At 49.4% G+C, this 20,324-nt stretch carries 17 protein-coding genes; 11 read left to right on the forward strand and 6 right to left on the reverse strand.

The window, feature by feature from the left end:
• Window positions 1-160: 160 nt before the first annotated feature.
• The 5 genes from B0181_RS00685 to B0181_RS00705 all read left to right on the forward strand — a co-directional run bounded on the left by B0181_RS00685 (window position 161) and on the right by B0181_RS00705 (window position 6,697).
• The gene (locus B0181_RS00685) at window positions 161-850 is read left to right on the forward strand and encodes a hypothetical protein (protein ID WP_078275579.1); all 690 of its coding nucleotides are present in this window, start codon (window positions 161-163) and stop codon (window positions 848-850) included.
• A 216-nt stretch (window positions 851-1,066) separates the two neighbouring features.
• Window positions 1,067-2,080 carry an aminotransferase class IV gene (locus B0181_RS00690; protein ID WP_078275580.1) on the forward strand — a complete coding sequence of 338 codons (1,014 nt, stop codon included), beginning with the start codon at window positions 1,067-1,069 and terminating at the stop codon, window positions 2,078-2,080.
• A 239-nt stretch (window positions 2,081-2,319) separates the two neighbouring features.
• Entirely contained in the window at window positions 2,320-4,155 is a 1,836-nt protein-coding gene (gene glmS / locus B0181_RS00695; RefSeq protein WP_078275581.1) for a glutamine--fructose-6-phosphate transaminase (isomerizing), read from the forward strand.
• 461 nt (window positions 4,156-4,616) lie between these two features.
• Window positions 4,617-6,176, forward strand: coding sequence for a glutamate--cysteine ligase (gene gshA / locus B0181_RS00700; RefSeq protein ID WP_078275582.1), 1,560 nt, complete (start codon window positions 4,617-4,619; stop codon window positions 6,174-6,176).
• A gap of 14 nt (window positions 6,177-6,190) precedes the next feature.
• Complete coding sequence (locus tag B0181_RS00705) at window positions 6,191-6,697, forward strand: disulfide bond formation protein B (protein WP_078275583.1); 507 nt, start codon at window positions 6,191-6,193, stop codon at window positions 6,695-6,697.
• Between the two features lie 295 nt (window positions 6,698-6,992).
• Here B0181_RS00705 and B0181_RS00710 read toward each other — a convergent pair whose 3' ends face one another.
• Window positions 6,993-8,795, reverse strand: coding sequence for an aminopeptidase P family protein (locus tag B0181_RS00710; protein ID WP_078275602.1), 1,803 nt, complete (start codon window positions 8,793-8,795; stop codon window positions 6,993-6,995).
• A 172-nt stretch (window positions 8,796-8,967) separates the two neighbouring features.
• On the opposite strand from B0181_RS00710, the gene mpl reads away from it, so the two are divergent.
• On the forward strand, window positions 8,968-10,380 hold the full coding sequence (mpl, locus tag B0181_RS00715) for a UDP-N-acetylmuramate:L-alanyl-gamma-D-glutamyl-meso-diaminopimelate ligase (protein ID WP_078275584.1): 1,413 nt from the start codon (window positions 8,968-8,970) through the stop codon (window positions 10,378-10,380).
• 114 nt (window positions 10,381-10,494) lie between these two features.
• Here the strand turns inward: mpl and B0181_RS00720 are convergent, their stop codons facing one another.
• The 3 genes from B0181_RS00720 to argH all read right to left on the reverse strand — a co-directional run bounded on the left by B0181_RS00720 (window position 10,495) and on the right by argH (window position 13,080).
• Window positions 10,495-10,974, reverse strand: coding sequence for an acyl-CoA thioesterase (locus tag B0181_RS00720; RefSeq protein ID WP_078275585.1), 480 nt, complete (start codon window positions 10,972-10,974; stop codon window positions 10,495-10,497).
• 23 nt (window positions 10,975-10,997) lie between these two features.
• Window positions 10,998-11,288, reverse strand: coding sequence for an oxidative damage protection protein (locus tag B0181_RS00725; protein ID WP_078275586.1), 291 nt, complete (start codon window positions 11,286-11,288; stop codon window positions 10,998-11,000).
• A 421-nt stretch (window positions 11,289-11,709) separates the two neighbouring features.
• The gene (gene argH / locus B0181_RS00730) at window positions 11,710-13,080 is read right to left on the reverse strand and encodes an argininosuccinate lyase (RefSeq protein WP_115338108.1); all 1,371 of its coding nucleotides are present in this window, start codon (window positions 13,078-13,080) and stop codon (window positions 11,710-11,712) included.
• A gap of 265 nt (window positions 13,081-13,345) precedes the next feature.
• On the opposite strand from argH, the gene hemC reads away from it, so the two are divergent.
• From hemC to dnaK, 5 genes are all read left to right on the forward strand, one after another.
• Complete coding sequence (hemC, locus tag B0181_RS00735; RefSeq protein ID WP_078275587.1) at window positions 13,346-14,317, forward strand: hydroxymethylbilane synthase; 972 nt, start codon at window positions 13,346-13,348, stop codon at window positions 14,315-14,317.
• Between the two features lie 178 nt (window positions 14,318-14,495).
• Window positions 14,496-15,281, forward strand: coding sequence for a uroporphyrinogen-III synthase (locus B0181_RS00740; protein WP_078275588.1), 786 nt, complete (start codon window positions 14,496-14,498; stop codon window positions 15,279-15,281).
• A 260-nt stretch (window positions 15,282-15,541) separates the two neighbouring features.
• Entirely contained in the window at window positions 15,542-16,078 is a 537-nt protein-coding gene (gene grpE / locus B0181_RS00750) for a nucleotide exchange factor GrpE (protein WP_078275590.1), read from the forward strand.
• Window positions 16,078-16,524 (forward strand): hypothetical protein, encoded by a 447-nt coding sequence (locus tag B0181_RS00755; RefSeq protein WP_078275591.1) that lies wholly within the window; start codon window positions 16,078-16,080, stop codon window positions 16,522-16,524. Before grpE ends, B0181_RS00755 begins: the two co-directional genes overlap by 1 nt.
• A 238-nt stretch (window positions 16,525-16,762) precedes the next feature.
• Window positions 16,763-18,673: a molecular chaperone DnaK gene (dnaK, locus tag B0181_RS00760; RefSeq protein WP_078275592.1), complete on the forward strand. Its 1,911-nt coding sequence runs from the start codon at window positions 16,763-16,765 to the stop codon at window positions 18,671-18,673.
• 52 nt (window positions 18,674-18,725) lie between these two features.
• On the opposite strand, the gene B0181_RS00765 is transcribed toward dnaK, so the two are convergent.
• Together B0181_RS00765 and B0181_RS00770 are read right to left on the reverse strand one after the other, a co-directional pair.
• Window positions 18,726-19,655: a GIY-YIG nuclease family protein gene (locus B0181_RS00765; protein ID WP_078275593.1), complete on the reverse strand. Its 930-nt coding sequence runs from the start codon at window positions 19,653-19,655 to the stop codon at window positions 18,726-18,728.
• The gene (locus tag B0181_RS00770; protein ID WP_078275594.1) at window positions 19,568-20,311 is read right to left on the reverse strand and encodes a hypothetical protein; all 744 of its coding nucleotides are present in this window, start codon (window positions 20,309-20,311) and stop codon (window positions 19,568-19,570) included. Before B0181_RS00770 ends, B0181_RS00765 begins: the two co-directional genes overlap by 88 nt.
• Window positions 20,312-20,324: the final 13 nt, after the last annotated feature.

Raw genomic sequence — 20,324 nt, forward strand, 5'->3', positions numbered from 1 at the left:
CAAGCGACCAAAGTTTGCACTAAAACTTATAAAGCAGTATTGTAGCAAAGTATCGTAAAAATTAAGTAAGTTTTCAGATGGTATTTTGTAACTTGCCGATTTTTTGCCAGTTTTGCGCTGGGTTTTGCCAAGTTAAGCCAGCTTGAACCAATTTAAGCCAATGACCAGCCTAATTTTTCGCCCCATTGCCAAAAACGCACCGCTTGGCTGTGTTTTGATGGCAAGCTGGGCAAAATTTTTGTACAATAACGCCAAACAAAACGCCAACACTGGACACACCATGACCACACCAAAAACTCGCACACTGCGCTACATCTCACTTGGCGTGCTGATTGCGCTTGGCATTGCGCTGTTTGCCACCTTTCGCCCTGCCACGCACGAGACCGTCGTCCAAGACGATGGCGAGCCGCCGCAATTCACGCCTGTGGTGTACGACACCCAAAACTGGACGATGAGCAAGCCTGCGCCAAACGATTACACCGCCGCCAAAAGCGTGCTGGGCGCAAATGCCGTGCAAGAATCTGCGCTGGATTTTGCGGGCAATTTGGCGCAAAAATACCGCTACAACGCAGCGTCCGAGCCGCCTTTGTATGTGATTGAATCGGACAGCTTGTTTGAGCTGGTGTGGTATTTTGCCGCCGCCACCGACCAAGACCACGACAAAAACGCAAGCATCACCGCCGCCAAAAAAGCCTACCAAGCCGCAAGCATCTTACTGGGCGAGCGTGGCGCGGCACTGGTGGCACAAATGCTTGATGGCAAACCTTCTCAAGGCGCAATCATTCAAGGCACGGCTGTCCAAAGTGCAACGTGCGAAAACTACACTTGCCGTTTGGTGATTGAAAAATAAGTGCGTGATTTTTTCATCTTATCATTAAGCCAAACCAGTAGGTTGGGTTGAGCTAGCGAAAACCCAACATGATTTAAAATCGGTTTTTAAACGTTGGGTTACGCTTTGCCCACCCAACTTACGAACCTAATCCAACCTACGAGCTTTACCAGCCCACGGTTCAAATCACAAAAACCCAACTCACAAACAACCCACCACCAACTCAACCAAACCATCATGACCACACATTGCGCCCCACCAACTTCGCCAAGCTACTATCATTTCAGCGATGGCAAACTTACGTCCAGCACCGCCAATCCTGCGCCGATGGATCTGCGTGCGTTTGCCTATGGCGATGGCTTTTTTAGCACGCTTGGCGTGGTAAATGGGCGCATTTTGTGGCGTGAATTGCATCTTGAGCGGCTTTTGGTGGGCGTGGCACGTTTTGAATTTACCTTTGATTGTGCGGCTGTCATGCGCACGCTTGACACACTGGCGGCGCAAACTCAAGAAGGTATGCTCAAAATCATCATCGCAAGAAATCCCCAAGCGGTGCGTGGCTACGGTTTTATTGATGGGCAAGCCTGCGCATGGATTAAAGCTGTGCCTGCGCCTTTGTACGCGCCTGACAGCGTGGCTTGGCTAAATATGGCATGGGAAAATTTAGGCGAGCAAAACTGCGCCATTCCTGTGCAAATCACCAATACCAAATTCACCGCTCAATCCGCTGATAATTTGACAACCATTTGTCAAAATCCACCAAAGCACACCCAACTTGATAAACACACACCCATCACCACCACAAACCAAGCCATCTGCCTAAGCGAGCCTGTAGGTCTGCGCACGCCACGCTTGGCAGGGGTAAAACTCATCGGCTGCGCTGAGCAAGTTTTTTTACACCAAACACTGCTCCGCCAGCAGCAAACCACGCCAAATTTAGCAGAAGGCTTGGTGAAAAATTTGGCTGGCGAATGGGTGAGCGGCACGTCCGCCAACGTCTTTTATCAGCTACACTCAGGCAAATGGCACACACCGCCCACCGACCGCTCTGGCGTGGACGGCACACTGCGCCGCTTGCTTTTGGCACAAAACAAAGTGAGCGAACGCACGCTTTTTGATGATGATTTGGCGCATTTGACAGGGCTGTTTTTCACCAATGCGGTCAAGGGCATCGTACCGATTGGCACGCTGATTTTGGCGGACAATCAAGGCACAATCACCCTGCCGCCACTGGATTTGTCTTGGCTGTAAGGCTTATAGCGCACATAAATTTGACTGACGGATATTTTGTCAATATTTTGTAACTTATCATGCCGTTAAAATGGTTTTTTGATATAATAACATTTGAATCAATTTGGCTGTAAAACAAAACAGCAAGCCGCAGATGGTATAAATAGCACCGACAAGGCAAGCCAGCGATGTATCGGGCTAAATTGACATTATCTCAAATCACCATACCCAAAACTTTTTATTGACACAGGACGGACATTATGTGCGGTATCGTAGGTGCAATTCGTACCAATAATAACGTAGTGGATTTTTTGACCGATGGCTTGCAGCGTCTAGAATATCGCGGCTATGATTCAGCAGGGATTGCAGTGCAGACAGGCAGCGAAATCACCCGTGTGCGCCGTGTGGGACGTGTGGCATTGATGGCACAAGCCGCCAAAGACGAAGGCGTGTTTGGACACATCGGCATCGGTCATACTCGCTGGGCAACCCACGGCGGCGTTACCGAACCAAACGCTCACCCACACATCTCGGGTGGCTTAATTGCGGTGGTGCATAACGGCATCATTGAAAACTTTGAAAGCGAACGCACCCGCTTAGAAGAGCTGGGCTACACCTTTGATTCGCAAACCGACACCGAAGTCATCGCCCACAGCGTCCATCACGAATACACCCAAGGCAAAAGCCTATACCAAGCCGTACAAGCCGCTTGCGCACGCTTTCATGGTGCGTATGCCATCGCTGTGATTGCCAATGACGACCCAACGCAAATGGTCGTGGCACGCATGGGCTGTCCGCTGCTTGTGGCGTTTGGCGATGACGAAACTTTCATCGCATCAGACGTATCGGCAGTCATCGCTTTTACTCGTAAAGTTACTTACCTAGAAGATGGCGACATTGCGCTATTGACCAGCGCTGGCATTCAGACATTGCTTGACAAAGACGGCAACGAAGCCAAGCGTGCCGTGCACACATCAGAGCTGTCTTTGGCATCGCTTGAGCTTGGGCTGCACAGCCATTTCATGCAAAAAGAAATTTACGAGCAGCCAAAAGCCATCGCTGACACGGCTGAGATTTTCCTTGATGGCGGCTTTATTGCCGAGAACTTCGGCGATGACGCACCTGCCATTTTTAAAACCATCAACAGCATTAAAATCCTAGCCTGCGGTACGTCTTATTATGCCGCCTTGACGGGCAAATACTGGCTAGAATCCATCGCCAAAATCCGCTGTGATGTAGAAATCGCCAGCGAATACCGCTACCGCGATGTGATTGCCGATGACAAAGAGCTTGTCATCACCATCAGCCAATCAGGCGAAACCCTAGACACCATGGAAGCGCTTAAATATGCCGTGGCGCAAGGACACACGCACAGCCTATCCATCTGTAACGTGATGGAATCTGCGCTGCCACGCTCAAGCAGTCTTGCCATTTACACGCGCGCAGGGGCGGAAATTGGCGTTGCCAGCACCAAAGCGTTCACCACACAGCTTGTGATTTTGTTTGGCTTGGCGGTTACGCTTGGGCGTGTGCGTGGACACGTCAGCGAAGCGGATTTGGAGCGTTATGCCGATGATTTGCGCCAGCTTCCGGGCAGCATTCAGCACGCACTAAACCTAGAGCCGCAGCTTGGCGTGTGGGCGCAAAAATTCGCCGCCAAGCCATCAGCGCTGTTCTTGGGGCGTGGCATTCACTACCCAATCGCCCTAGAAGGCGCGCTCAAACTCAAAGAGCTGACTTACATTCACGCTGAAGCCTATCCAGCAGGTGAGCTAAAGCACGGGCCTTTGGCGCTGGTAGATGAAAATATGCCTGTGGTGGTCATCGCACCAAACGACAGCCTGCTTGACAAGGTCAAAGCCAATATGCAAGAAGTGGGGGCGCGTGGTGGTGAGCTGTTTGTACTGACCGACCTTGACAGCGACTTCACCGACACCGAAGGCGTACACGTCATTCGCACGCCACGCCACATCGGTGTGCTGTCGCCCATCGTACACACCATCGCCGTGCAGCTGCTAAGCTACCATGTGGCGCTGGTGCGTGGCACAGACGTGGATAAACCACGCAACCTAGCAAAATCTGTTACTGTGGAATGATGACTGTCAGGCGTGATTGGCGCACGCAAGCCGCTTACTAGCACTTGGTCTAGCGGCTTATTCTAGCAGCTTATTCTAGCGGCTTAGCCACTTAGCAACTTGACAAAAACACACTCAAACCAACAAACGCCTGTCTGTGATGGGCGTTTTGTCTGTATGCGGTTTACTGTAAATGCGTGGCTGCCGTATTGTGTCGTTTAATTTAAAAAGTGTGCAAAGCCACACCGACCATGCCCTTGTGCCGCCCTTATGCCAAGATTTACGCCCCTTTATGCCAAAGTATCACAATAAGTTGCATGATTTTCTTTGCCATTGGCGCGTGTTGTCTTTATAATACAGCATAAGACACCAATTAAACATATATTTATAATGAATGTTTTGGCAGCTGCGTAACTATTAAGATTTGCTAAGATTTACGAAATTGCCAAAGCCAACCACACACCAATCAAAGAGTTTTTATTATGACAACCGCTTCTTTCACCACGCCTGCTTGGTTCCGTGCCGATTTGGTGGCAGGTATGCAGCGCGGCATTGAAAAAGAAGGCTTGCGTATGCAGCCAGACGGACATTTTGCCAAGACTTTTCACCCTGCCAAACTTGGCTCAAAACTTACGCACCCTTATATCACCACCGATTATTCTGAAAATCTTTTGGAGCTGATTACCGAGCCGAAAGACACCATCAAAGATGCGCTGGATATGCTGCGCCAACTGCACGTTTTGGTGCATCGTGGGCTTGAAAATGGCGAGATGATGTGGCCGCTGTCCATGCCTTGTATGCTGTCGGATTCGGACGAAGACATTCCGCTGGCAGACTACGGCACGTCTAATGTTGGACGACTAAAAACCTTGTACCGCTCTGGGCTTGGCGTGCGTTATGGACGCAAAATGCAGACCATCGCAGGCTTGCATTATAATTTATCCATCGGTGATGATTTGTTCGCCGCATGGGCAAAAGCCGAAAATCGCAGCGATTTTGCCAATTTTAAAAACGAAAAATACCTAGGGCTGATTCGCAATTTTAAACGCCTAACCCCTTTGGTTTTGTACCTTTTGGGCGCAAGTCCGAGCGTGTGTGGCTGTTTTTTGACGGGGCGTACGCACTCGCTTGTGCCGCTGATTGAAGGCGACTGCAAAACGCTGCACCAGCCTTACAGCACTAGCCTACGCATGGGCAAACTTGGCTACACCAACAGCGTCCAAGAAGACCTTGACATTCGTTATAACGATTTAAACGAATACATCAAAGGCTTGCGCCGCGCGATTGGCACGCCATTTGCCGATTTTACCGCCATCGGTGTGGATGATGAAAACGGCAATCCTGTGCAAATCAACGACCACATTTTGCAAATTGAAAACGAATTTTATAGCCCAATTCGCCCAAAACAAGTTACCAAAGCAGGCGAAACACCGACCGAAGCCCTAGAAAAACGTGGCATTGCTTATGTGGAGTTTCGTGCGATTGACCTAGACCCGTACAGCGACATCGGCATCACCACCGCCACAGCGTGCTTCTTAGAAGTGCTGGCGTTGTATTGCTTGCTGTCGGATTCGCCAGATTTATTGCCCCAAGAAGATAAACTTTTGGCAGCGAACACCGAAATCGTGGTCAATCATGGGCGCAAAAACGACACCACCATCACCACACTGCAAGGCGAAAAACCGCTGGGTGCGTGGATTGTTGAGAAGCTGGACGAAATGCAAGCGATTGCCGATGCCTTTGATGAGCATCACGGCGGCAACGAATACCGCACCGCCCTAAGCGCCATGCAAGGCAAGGCAACCAACCCAAATTTCACGCTGTCAGCGCAAATTGAAGCGGACAGCCGCCGCCTAGGTGGCACTTGGAAACTGGGGCAGCTGCTTGCCAAAAAACATCAAAGCGAGCTGCTCACCCACGCCATCAGCAACGAAGACGCAGCACGTTTTCAGGATTTGGCGGTGCAATCTTTCGCCGACCAACAAAAGCTTGAGCGAGAAGACAGTGAAAGTTTTTATGATTATGTGCAGCAATACCGCTAAGTTTAGGTAAAACCATGAAATCTCTGAATTTTCGTGCGCTGTGCGCCCTACTGGTGGTGATTTGCGTGGTGGCAAGCGCCGTGGCGATTTTATATTTTCAAAAGCATTTGGGGCTTGCGCCTTGTCCTTTGTGCATTTTTCAGCGCATTGGCGTGTGGACGATGGGGGCGTTTGCCCTGCTTGGCACACTCATCAACCCCAAAAAAGCGTGGGCAAAAATCACGCTGTGGTTTGGCATGATGGCAGGGGTTTTGTGGGGCGGCGGCGTGGCGGCACGCCATGTTTGGCTGCAGCATTTACCGCCAGATCAAGTGCCTGCGTGCGGCCCGGGGCTAAATTATTGGGTGGAGACGCTGCCTGTCATGCAGGTTTTTCAAGAAGTACTCAAAGGCTCTGGTGAATGTGCGGTGATTGATTGGCAGATGTTTGGGTTGAGCATTCCTGCGCTGACGCTGATCATGTTTTTGGTGTGCTTTGCACTGCTGGTTGTTGGTGTGAAGTGGTTGAAATCTGATGTTTGATAAACTCACCATCAAAAACCGATTTTAAAAAGTTTAGCGCATTAACCATCAAGCCGTCAAACCGTAAGTTGGGCTGAGTGAAACAAAAACCCAACATAATTTAAAATCCGTGTTTGGGCGTTGGCTGCGCTTCATCGGTTAGACTTACAAGTCTAACAAACCTTTTGACTGACCCAAACCAACCTTCTTTAGCAAATCCTTTTTCAAAAAACACGCACCATCAATGCGTGTTTTTTATTGGCAAAAACGAACAATGTGCTGTCGGTGCGCTTAGCGCAAGCACAGACGCACGCCATCAAATCGGCTGCGTGCGTGCCACAAGCCACGCTTTTGCTGCACCACTCACCAAATCAATGAGCGCATCATGCACTTTTTGATGATAAGCGTTTAGCCAGTGTTTTTCAGTATCGGTCAGCAGCTCAAAACTCAATAAACGTGTGTCAATCGGACATAAAGTCAAATCTTCAAATTTTAAAAACTCGCCAAATTCGCTGCTCGCTGCTGGCACGCACGCCAGCAAATTTTCAATGCGCACACCCCACTTGCCCGTACGATACAGCCCCGGCTCATTGCTGGTAATCATGCCAGCGTACATCTGAGTGTCGGTGGTGGTAGCGGCAGAGTGCATGATACGCTGCGGGCCTTCATGCACGTTCATAAAATAGCCCACGCCATGCCCCGTGCCATGCCCATAATCCAGCCCGTATTGCCACATGGCGGCGCGCGCCAGCACATCAAGCTTGGGCGAGGCAAAACCCACAGGAAAATGCGCCATGGCAAGGGCGATGTGCGCTTTTAGCACGCAGGTTACATCACGCTTTTGTGCTTCGCTCACCTGCCCTATGCCTGCCATGCGTGTGATGTCGGTCGTGCCGTTTTCATACTGCGCACCAGAATCAATGAGCAGCAAGCCATCGCCGTCCAAATACCCAAAACGCTCAGGCGTGGCACGATAATGGATAATCGCCCCATGCGCATTAAAGCCTGCGATGGTGTCAAAACTTGCGCTGACGTAATGCGGCTGGCGGCTTCGTGCCAAGGTGAGCATGGCGTCAATGTCCAGCTCAGAAATGCGCTCGCCTGCGGCAAGTTTGGCTTCAAGCTCGGCAAAAAACTCACACAAAGCCGCTCCGTCTTGGCGCATGGCAGCACGCACGCAGTCCAAATCTTTATCTGATTTTACACCTTTTAGCAGCGTGCTTGGGTTGGTTTGGCGAATCTCAACAGCATCTTTTGCGTGCTGCACCACGCCTTGCGCCACTTTGGCAGCGTCAATCAAGAGTCGCCCACGCACGCACGCCATCGCCTGATGAATGTCGTCATAATCCGCCACGCCAATGCCATGATTTGTCAGATATTTGGTGGTGGTGTCGTCCAGTTTGTCCAAATCCACAAATAAAGTCGCCTGCTGTGCGTCAATCAACAAATGCGCCAAAAACACAGGATTAAACGGCACGTCCGAGCCACGCAAATTGGTCAGCCAGCCGATGTCATCAAGACTTGAAATCAAGTGAAATTCTGCGCCTGCCTGCGCCATTGCCGCGCGGACTTTGGCAAGTTTACTGGCGGTGCTTTCATTGACAAACTGCGGATTGTGCGGATAAATGGCGTTTTTGGGCAGACTTGGTCTGTCTTGCCACGCCAAAGCTGTGATGTCCTGATCCAGCACCAGCTTGGCGTTATTCTCGGCAAGTTGTTGCGCCAACTTCTCACACTCCGCCACACTTGCCACCATGCCATCAACCGCCACCGTCATACCGTCTGCGGCGTGCTTGGCAAGATAAGCGATGTGATTGTGATTAGCGGTGAGTTTTTGCAGCTCAATGCCTGTGCCGCCAAGCTCAATATCCGCCTGCTCCCAATAGCGCGAATCCGCCCACAAATGCGCAAAATCCGCCCCCACCACAAGCGTCCCCATTGAGCCTGTAAAGCCTGAAAAATACTCACGCGCCTGATAGTGCGCAGGAATGTATTCGGACAAATGCGGATCTGCTGTGGGAATAATCAGCACGTCAATACCGTGCGCTGTCATGGCTTGGCGCAGCGCTTGCAGGCGGCTGACAATCGGATTTGCGGTTGGATTTACAACTGGCTTCATAAAATCTCGCTTATGACTTAACTGTGTTATTTGGCTTTCATTGTACCCAATGCCACCGCGCTCGGCAATACAAAAGCCAAACAATCCCGCCAATCTTTGAAAAAATTCCCCCACTGCCCAAAATTTGCTATAATTCACCAAATTTCTTTCACACTTTATAAAGCGAATCATCATGCACATTCACATTTTAGGCATTTGCGGTACTTTCATGGGTTCTATGGCGCTGATTGCCCGCGATTTGGGGCATACCGTTACAGGCTCAGACACCGCCATCTATCCGCCCATGAGTACCCAGCTTGCCAATGCTGGCATTGAAATCATGGAAGGCTACAAAGCCGAACACCTAGACCCTGCGCCTGATTTGGTGGTGGTGGGCAATGCCTGCAAGCGTGGCATGGAAGCGGTAGAATACATGCTGAATGAGCGCCTGCCTTATACGTCTGGCCCTGAATTTTTGTACGACATCGTACTAAAAGACCGTCATGTGCTGGCGGTGGCTGGCACACACGGCAAAACCACGACCACCACCATGCTGGCGTGGATTTTACAATACGCAGGCATTGACACAGGCTTTTTGATTGGTGGTGTGCCGCTGGTCAATACCGATGACGCACGCCTGCAAGCCGCCTTTGCGCACAGCTCGCATTTGGGCGAAAAATATTTCGTCATTGAAGCGGACGAATACGACTCGGCATTTTTTGATAAGCGCTCAAAATTTGTGCATTATCGCCCCACCACAGCAATTTTGAACAACTTAGAATACGACCACGCCGACATTTTCCCTGACCTTGCCGCCATTCAAACGCAGTTTCACCACATGATTCGCACCATTTCAGCCAATGGGCAAATCATCATGCCAAACCACACGCCAAGCCTAGAAGCCACGCTAGAAAAAGGTGTGTGGACACCCGTGTGGCGCACAAGTGTCGGCACAAGCAGCGATGCCGACAGCGAAAATACCGACTGGTACGCCCAATTACAAAGCGCGGACGGCAGCGTGTTTCACGTGAAACACATCACAGACGATGGCACGCAGACGGGTGCAGTTACTTGGCAGATGAGCGGCGTGCATAACGTCAATAACGCCCTAGTCGCCATTGCTGCAGCGGTGAGCGTGGGTGTGAGCGTGGAAAAAGCGTGCGAAGCGTTGTCAAACTTTGCAGGCATTAAGCGCCGCATGGAGCTGATTGGCGATGTCAATGACATCTTAGTGTTTGACGATTTCGCCCACCACCCAACCGCCATCACCACCACGCTGGACGGCGCTAAGAAAAAGCTGGTTGGGCGCAGAATTTGGGCGGTGATTGAGCCGCGCAGTAACACCATGAAACTTGGCAGCCACAAAGCAAGTCTTGCGCCATCGGCAAGTTTGGCGGATTTTGTGCTGTGGTATGAGCCGAGCAATCTGACATGGGGCTTGGCAGAAGCCATCGGCAACGCAGCAAATCAAAGCGTACTGGGCAGCGTGGAAGCCATCTTAGACCACCTAAAAACCCACGCCCAAGCAGGCGACGCCATCATCATCATGTCTAATGGCGGCTTTGAAGGCATTCATGGACGCTTGGTGGACGTGCTGCAATCATGATTGAAAAATCACGACTTGAAAAAATTGTGAGTTAAGAAAATCATGAGTTGATTTCACCAAATCAAAAGCCCAATCCTAATAAGATTGGGCTTTTTATCGTCTGGAAAATTGCCATCACAGCGCAAATTCACGCCCTTCAAAGCGTTCAAATTGCGCGCGCTCGTCATCGCTCCACGCCTGCTTTTCGCCAGCGTCATTGGCTCGCACCATCACCGCTTCGCCCATCGCCACTAGGCATTGTTGAGCATGGCTAAAAAATACATATTCTAAAACCACACTCGTTGTGCCAAGTTTTTTGGTACGCACACCAATGAGTAGCGTGTCAGGATAGACCACAGGACGCTTGTATTGACAGCTGCTTGCCGCCAAGATGGTGGAGATGTCTGTGCGTGTTTGAATCGCGCCCATCGCTCGTAAATAACTGATTCGTGCTGATTCGGCATAGCGATAATATGCCACGTTGTTTAAATGATTAAAAGGATCCATATCCCCCCAAGTAACAGGCTGTACATGGACGGCTGGAAACTCTCTTAGCGCTTCTGGGCGCTCATCATTTATTAAGATTGGCTTAAAAATACCTTTGACTTCCTGCATGGCAAATCCTTATGACTGGCAACTTAGGCTTTTGGCGTGTAGCCTGCTGGTTTTTCGTAATCGCCATTGTCCAAAAACAGCTCGCGCTGCTCGGCGATGAACTGCTTGGCGGCTTTATCCACCATGCTTAGGTGTTTTTCGTTAATCAGCATGGTTTGCAGCTCAATCCACTCGCCCCACGCCTTTGCCGACACGGTGTTTTGGATTTCTTCGCCTTTGGCATTTGGAAATGGCGGATTTGGCAATTTTGGCAATTCTTGCTGATATTTACGGCAAAAAACCAAATTCGCTTTTGGGTTGAAAATCTCTGTCATGGTCGTACTCTTTTTGTTGTCAATGTTTTCATGCGTTTAAAATGACGGCAGCGTTTTGCATACGCTTGCCAAACGCCCTATTATAAACACAAAACCAAGCCGCTTGACAAGTTTTTTGCCGATGGCGTGGGTTTTACTCGCCCCAAACTTATCAAAAATTTAAAAAACCGTGATGATTTGGCAAGCTCACCGCAAAGGGCTTTTAGGTTGTGAACAAATTTTTAAACCACGAAGGGTTTTTGCCACAAAGTTTTTTAAATCACAAAAGATTTTTTGTTTTTTGGTGTAGTTTTCGTTCGCCTTAAGCTTGTCGAAGGGTCGAACATGGCAAAGGTTTAAACCAAAAAAATCAAAAAAGACGGCTAACTCAGCCGCCTTTTGTTATGATAATTTGTCATGACAAATTTATCACGATGGCAAATCAATAGCCTTGAACACGCACACGTCCACGCTCAATCGCCGCTTCTACCGCTTGCGGTGCGGTGCCACCGATGTGGTTGCGGGCGTTTAGCGAGCCTTCTAGCGTCAAGCATTCAAAGACGTCATCGCCAATCAGCGCACTAAAGCCTTGCAGTTCTGCCAAGCTCAAATCGCTCAAATCCACGCCTTTTTGTACCGCCAATGCCACTGCCGAACCCACCACTTCGTGCGCATCACGAAACGGCAAGCCTTTTTTCACCAAATAATCCGCCAAATCGGTGGCGGTGGCGTAGCCTTTTAAGGTGGCGGCACGCATATTTTCGCTGTTTGGCGTGATGTTTGGCAGCATATCAGCAAACGCAATCAAGCTGCCAGACAGCGTATCCACGCAATCAAACAGCGGCTCTTTGTCTTCTTGATTGTCCTTATTATAAGCCAGCGGCTGATTTTTCATCAGGCTAAGCAAGGTGTTCAGCTGTCCAAACACGCGCGCCGCCTTGCCACGCACCAACTCTGGCACATCAGGATTTTTCTTTTGTGGCATGATGGACGAGCCTGTGCAGAAGCGGTCAGGAATGTGAATAAAGCCAAACTGCGCACTCATCCACAAAATCAGCTCTTCGCTCATGCGTGATAGGTGCATCATCAGAATGCTTGCTGCGGCGGTAAATTCGATGGCAAAATCACGGTCAGACACTGCGTCCAGCGAATTTTGGCAAATGCCTTCAAAGCCAAGCAATTTTGCGGTGATGGTGCGGTCAATCGGATAAGTCGTGCCAGCCAGCGCAGCCGAACCCAGCGGCATTTGATTGACACGGCGGCGCGCATCCACCAAGCGATCATAATCACGGCTAAGCATTTCAAACCACGCCATCACATGATGGGCAAAGCTCACAGGCTGTGCGGTTTGCAGGTGCGTAAAGCCCGGCATGATGGTGCGTGTGTGATTTGCCGCCAAATCCAAAAGCCCTGCTTGCAGCTTGGCAATCAGCGCCAAAATCTTGTCCGTTTCATCACGCAGCCACAGACGAATGTCGGTCGCCACTTGGTCATTACGGCTGCGCCCTGTGTGCAGCTTTTTGCCGACATCACCAATCAGCGCAGTCAGGCGTGCTTCGATGTTCATATGCACATCTTCTAACGCCACCGACCACACAAACTCGCCACGCTCAATCTCGCCTTTGACGGCATTTAGCCCATCAACGATTTGGCGGCTTTCGTCTGGCGTGATGATGCCGCACTCGCCAAGCATGGTGGCGTGGGCGATTGAGCCTTGAATGTCTTGGTGCGCCATGCGTTTGTCAAAATTGACCGAAGCGGTAAATTCCGCCACAAAAGCGTCTGTCGCTTCGCTAAAACGCCCGCCCCACATGGATTGACCTGCTGTCTGTGTCATGCGTAAGTTTCCTGCTGTTTTGGTGTGTTTGGTTTTGGTTGTGCGGCTTGTTTGGCTAAGTTTTACTGACTTGGCAAATTTCACCATAACTGACTTGGCAAATTCACCCAAAATCGCCACGACAACCAAATGAAAGCCAAATTATACCACAGACCACGCACAATTTTGGCGATTGGCTTGTTTATTGCACAAAAAACCTTTTATAATAACCAAAAATCACAACCTAAATTTTGAGAACACCATGACCCAACCTACCAAACTCACCATCGCCACACGCCAAAGCCCTTTGGCATTATGGCAAGCCAATTTCATCAAAAACGCCCTAGAAACGCTGTATCCTGCCATGCAAGTGGAGCTGCTTGAGATGGTAACGCGTGGCGATAAAATCCTAGACACACCGCTTGCCAAAATCGGCGGTAAAGGCTTATTTGTCAAGGAATTAGAAACCGCCCTGTACGAAAAACGTGCCGACATTGCCGTGCACTCGTTAAAAGATGTGCCGATGGTGCTGCCAGAAGGCTTGACGCTGGGCGCATATTGCGAACGCCACGCACCGACAGACGCTTTTGTGTCAAATGATTTTAGCTCGCTGGACGAATTGCCAAAAGGCGCGGTACTTGGCACGTCCAGCCTGCGCCGTGAATGCCAAATCCGTGCCGCACGCCCAGATTTGACCATCAAATCCTTGCGTGGTAACGTTGGCACACGCCTAGCCAAGCTGGACGCAGGCGAATACGATGCCATCATCTTGGCGACCAGCGGTCTTAGCCGTCTTGGGCTGCAATCTCGCATTCGCCACGAAATCAGCGATGAAATCAGCCTGCCAGCGGTTGGGCAAGGCGCACTTGCCATTGAATGTCGCGCCGATGACGCAGCCGTGCTGTCTTTGCTTGCGCCGCTTAATCACACGCCAACACGTCTGTGCGTGATTGCCGAACGTGCCATGAACCGCACGCTTGAAGGCGGCTGCCAAGTGCCGATTGCAGGCTTTGCCACCATCGCAGACGGCACTTTATCGCTGCGTGGGCGAGTTGGCTCGCCAGATGGCGCACAGCTTTTGTTGGCAAATGCTGCCGCTGCACTTGGCGATGACGCTAAGGCTAACGAAGCCGCCGCCGAAGCCCTAGGCGAGCAAGTGGCGAAAGATTTGCTGTCGCAAGGTGCAGATAAAATTTTGCAAGCGGTGTACCAGCAAGGCAGCGCAAGCAAATAACCAAGCAAGGCGTTTTTAAATAAGAAGGATTAAAAAACCGTGATGGTTTGGCAAGCTCGCCACGAACGGTTTTTTAATCCGCCTGCCACAAACAATTTTTCCGACTTGGCATACTTTTTTAAATTAAACGACCGCCAAAACAACAAAAACACGCTTAACAACACAAAGCATCAGCCACATGAAGCCGACATCGCAGCCGCTGTTCATCAACACACGCCCCAGCCATCGTGGGCGTGCGCTGGCGTGCTTGCCAAATGTGCGTACATTGTCTTTGCCGCTGCTTGCCATTCATGATGTGCCGCTTGATGACGCTGACCGTGGGCGTATGGCGGATTTACTCGCTGGCAAATATCAAGCGCTCATCATCACCAGCCTAGAATCCGCCAAGCGTGCCATCGCTTTTTTGCAAGCCAAAAACGTACAAGCGCAGGATTTGCCACCCTTTGCCATCATCGCTGTGGGCAGTGCGACAGCAAAAGCGGTGCGTGAATTTGGCTTGTCTGTGATTTTGCCCGCCACCGCCAACAACGAAGGTATGCTCGCCCTTGATGAAATCATGCGCCTGCACGCCTGCGACAAGGTGCTGATTTGGCGCGGTAAAGGCGGCAGGCGGCTGCTGCACGACACGCTCGTCATGCGTGGCGTGGACGTGCAAGCGATTGAATGGTATGAGCGCGCCGCCCCTGCCGATTTGGCGGATAATTTTGCCAAACACCAAGCGCAAATCCGCACCGCCATCGCAAATGGTGCGCCTGTGGTAGCGCTCATCAGCAGTGAGCAAGCCTTTCGCCATTGGCAAGCGGTGAGCGGTGAACTTGCCAGCCAAGTGCATTATTTGGCGTTGGGCGCGCGCCTTGTTAATATCATTCAGCACGCCTTGCCCAGCGTAAGCACACACATTCACGAAATCCAAGATTTACAAACCGCAAGCATTGCCTGCGCCATCAACGCCATTTGTACTTGAGCTAATTTTCAAGCAGTCAAATTCGCCCAAACCTACCCAAACTTACCCAAAATCGCCCAACAAACCCGCTGGCACACCCAAAATCTAACCATTTTAGCGTTCATCATCACACCAATTTTTATACGCCAGCCACGCTTAACAATCCACCAAACAATTTTTTGCGCCCACACCTTGAAAATCCGCCGCCTAACCTTATCAAAGGTAAGGAATTTAATTATATTTAGCATTTTAAGGCATTTTAAGCATTTTACGAGGTCATCATGTCAGAACAAGACGTTCAAAACACCCAAACCGCCACCGAAGAACTAGAAAACGTGGCAACCCAAAACGAAGCAGAACTTAGCGAAACAGACACGCTAAACGCTCGCATTGCCGAGCTAGAAGCGCAAGTCAAAGAAAACCAAGAAGCTGCCGCGCGTGCCAATGCTGAAAGCTACAACGCCCAGCGCCGCATGGAGCAAGAAACCGACAAGGCGAAAAAATTCGCCCTACAAAAATTCGCCAAAGAAATGCTGGAAGTGGTGGACAATCTTGAGCGTGCCATCGAGACCCTAAAAGATGCCGAAGAAGCGGTGCTAGAAGGCGTGAAATTGACGCACAAATCGCTGATTGCCGTGCTTGAGAAAAACAACGTCGTGGCGGTGGGCGCAGTGGGCGATGCCTTCAACCCAGACATTCACGAAGCGGTGGGCATTTTCCCAGATGCCGAAAAAGACGTCATCGGGCAAGTGCTACAAAAAGGCTACACGCTAAACGACCGCACCTTGCGCCCTGCGATGGTATTGGTGGGGGCGTGATGAGTCTAAAGCCATTTTTATGGGCTGTGCTGGCTGGCGTAAGTTTTACCGCCCACGCCGCCAATGCCGAGCCTGTCGCCTTTGACCACATCGGCGTGCAAGCTGGTAAAACGATTGAAAGCTGCTACCGAGAGCCTTGCAGCAGCGTCAAAGTCCTTGAATTTGACTTGCTGGATAAAAGCGCAGACAGCGCCATGCTTGGGCTGACTTTGACAGACCCAGCGGACACGTCAAATGACAAATGGAAAGTGTTCGTCAACTGCTCTATTGACAGCCCAACGGTAATTTTCGGTCGCCAAACGAGCATTTTACCCATCAATCCAGAAATGGCGCTGGCTGGCGTTTTGCAAAGCACCTACGCACTTTATGCCGCAGCGTGTCATGGCGGATACGAAGACGAGATGCAGCTGGCAAGTAAATTTGGCTACAACGTGGCAGATTGGTAATTTGGCACGTTTTGGGATTTTTTGTTAAATTTCAATGGCTTAAAAAAGAAAAATTTGTACAAATTTTCATAAAAATTTTAAAAAATCGCCTTGAAAATCTAAAATCCACACAAATATAACGCTTAGACGGCGATGATGAGTTGATTAAAAATTAACCAAACATCACTTGAAAAATCGCCAAAAAGCACCATTAAGATTTTAAAGTTTTAAAACATTCACATTAAATTAGGAGTTAATCATGGCTAAAGTTATTGGTATTGACCTTGGTACTACCAACTCTTGCGTGGCAGTCCTAGAAGGCAGCAACGTAAAAGTCATTGAAAACGCAGAAGGCGCACGCACCACGCCATCTATCGTAGCGTTTAAAGACGGTGAAACTTTGGTGGGTCAATCTGCCAAACGCCAAGCCGTTACCAACCCACAAAACACCCTATTTGCAGTAAAACGCCTAATCGGTCGCCGTTATGACGAGCAAGCGGTACAAAAAGACATTGGTCTTGTGCCTTATAAAATCGTCAAAGCGGACAATGGCGATGCGTGGGTGGAAGTGAACGGCAAAAAACAAGCACCACCACAAATCTCGGCTGAAGTTTTGAAAAAAATGAAAAAAACTGCCGAAGATTATCTTGGCGAAACCGTAACCGAAGCGGTCGTTACCGTGCCAGCATACTTCAATGACGCACAGCGCCAAGCCACCAAAGACGCAGGTAAAATCGCAGGTCTTGACGTAAAACGCATCATCAACGAACCAACCGCCGCTGCTTTGGCTTTTGGTCTTGACAAAAAAGAAGGCGATCGCACCATCGCTGTGTATGACTTGGGTGGTGGTACGTTTGACGTGTCAATCATTGAGATTGCCGATGTGGACGGCGAGCAGCAGTTTGAAGTACTGTCTACCAACGGCGATACTTTCCTTGGCGGTGAAGACTTTGACATCGCGCTGATTGACTACTTGGTAGACGAGTTCAAAAAAGAGCAAAACGTGAACCTAAAAGGCGATCCGCTTGCCATGCAGCGTCTAAAAGAAGCCGCTGAAAAAGCGAAGATTGAACTGTCAAGCTCAACTTCTACCGAAGTGAACTTGCCGTACATCACCGCTGACGCATCTGGCCCTAAGCATTTGGTAGTAACCATCAGCCGTGCCAAGCTAGAAGCCTTGACCGAAGATTTGGTGGCACGCACCATCGCACCTTGTAAGATTGCCCTAGAAGACGCAGGTCTGTCAGCCAGCGACATCGATGACGTAATCTTGGTGGGCGGTCAAAGCCGTATGCCGCTTGTACAACAAAAAGTGCAAGAATTCTTTGGCAAAGAGCCACGCAAAGACGTGAACCCTGACGAAGCAGTGGCGATGGGCGCAGCGATCCAAGGCGCGGTACTGTCTGGCGACAAAAAAGACGTACTACTACTTGACGTTACGCCATTGACCCTAGGCATTGAAACCATGGGCGGTGTGCTAACGCCAATCATTGAGAAAAACACCATGATTCCTACCAAGAAATCACAAGTGTTCTCAACCGCCACCGACAACCAGCCTGCAGTATCAATCCAAGTATACCAAGGCGAGCGTAAAATCGCGGCACAAAACAAACTGCTTGGCAACTTTGACCTAACCGACATTCCGCCAGCACCACGCGGCGTGCCACAGATTGAAGTTACCTTTGACATCAACGCTGACGGCATCATGAACATCAGCGCCAAAGACAAAGGCACAGGCAAATCTCAATCAATCCAAATCAAAGCAGACTCAGGTCTGTCGGACGAAGAGATTGAACAAATGGTGCGTGATGCAGAAGCCAACGCTGCTGAAGACGAGAAATTTGCCGCCTTGGCAAACGCTCGCAACGAAGCGGACGGCCGTATCCATGCGGTACAAAAAGCACTAAAAGACGCTGAAGGCAAAGCCACTGACGAAGAAAAACAAGCTGTGGAAGAAGCCATCAAAGCGCTTGAGCTTGCCGTGAAAGAAGATGACGCAGACGACATCAAGGCAAAACTAGAAGCCCTAGACAATGCCTTCTTGCCAATCGGTCAAAAAATCTACCAAGACGCATCAACCGCTGACGCAGGCGCAAACGCAGCCCCACAGCAAGACAAAGCCGATGACGGCGTGGTAGACGCTGAATACACCGAAGTAAAAGATAAATAATCTTTCTTTGGCTCATTCCACAAGCACCGCTCAGAGATGGGCGGTGTTTTTATTATCTCTTTTCCACCACACACCCTGTCGTATTATCCACCCGATATTTACCAATCTCACCACTTAATATATTTTCTACCGCAAATTCAATCGTTTGTAGTGGTACGGCAAACCACTCATTTGGTTGGTAAGCAAGTCCATTTTTACTAATCAGCCCGATATTGAGCCGTTGTGCTTGTAAAAACTGATGAATCAACGTTTCCAGTTTATGCGGTTCGAAAGGTGCAGGAATCGCAAAATCCAGTACAATTTTGACCGCACTTTCTAAAAACGCCACATCATTTTCACACTCTGCAATGCGTAATTCAGGCTTTGTGCGTGTAAAGCCGATTTTATACAAATGCGGATAATGGCTGAGTTCTGTTTTAGCTTTTTGTAGCTGTGCAACGTACAAATAGCCGTTAATTTTTGCTTCAGGACGAACACCAAACTGCCTTTCAAGCCAAGCGGTGCGTGCATTTTCATCATTAAATGCAATACTTCTGCCTAGCTCATCACGATAAAGGGCGACAGAAAGCGAACTTTGTAACATATCCGATTCAATGCCGTTTTCAAAAATGATTCTCAAACGATAATTTGAACGCTTGTTTTGACGATTTTCAGCATTTTTCGCCACTACAATGCAAAGCAAGCCTTGCAAAACAAAGCAATCGCCCACTTCAATCGAACGCTCACGAATCACATCGCTACGCACTGCCGAACCTGTTTTTAAGGCTTGTCGTAGTGCTTCAAAAGACGCTTGATAATCTGCAAAATTTGGACAAGGGTAACGCTTACCAACTCGTTCTTCTTTGACAATGTTGAGCTTGCGTTTGTGTTGTGCAAATTTGCCTTTAAACAAACTTACATCGCCCAAATCCAATATACCAAAAGGATCATCATTAAACAGATCATCAAGGCTGTCAGGAACGGACGTTTTGATTTCGGACATTGTGCTTCTTCCTTATTCTGAACCATTACAGGGCGATTTTGCGAATCGTGCGTTGCATTTTCTACCCATTGTGATGTGCTTTGTGGTGTAGTTACCGTTATTTTAGCTTCATTTGGCGAAGTATCATTCTTTTCTTGCTTATCGGCAAAGTTTTCCAATTTTTCAACCGCTTGCACTACTTGTTCTACTACAGTTTTTTCAGTTGCGATATTTTGTAGCGTCCTTGCCTCAATGATTTCTTCTATTTTCTTTTCTATCTCTTCTTCTATAGCTTCTTCCGCTGGGGGATTTTCTGCATCAACTTTCTCCACCATCACCGCTTCGGCAACCGTTTTTTCTTCCCTTTGATTCAAGGCATTTGGCTTGCCTGCCAGCAATTGCAAGCGGTCAAATTCAGCCAATTCTTTGCATTGTGCTTCATTTGAGCGAATTTTATCCAAACTACGAGCCAACTGCTTTTCGCTCAAATCGCCTTGCGGGTTTGGTTCACGCCCCTTTTCTTCAACAAAGTCGGTAATTTCCAAAAACTTTTGTGCCAAAGCAGAAAGTGAGCGAGTTTGGTTTTTCGCTTTTACATTGGCAAACAGCCCAAGATCATCATCAGCAAAGAGATCATCAAGGGTTTTGGGCATATCAGATAAAGATTTTAATTGCATACTTACCTCGGCT

The sequence above is a fragment of the Moraxella caviae genome (assembly GCF_002014985.1).
Classification (GTDB): Bacteria; Pseudomonadota; Gammaproteobacteria; order Pseudomonadales; family Moraxellaceae; genus Moraxella; species Moraxella caviae.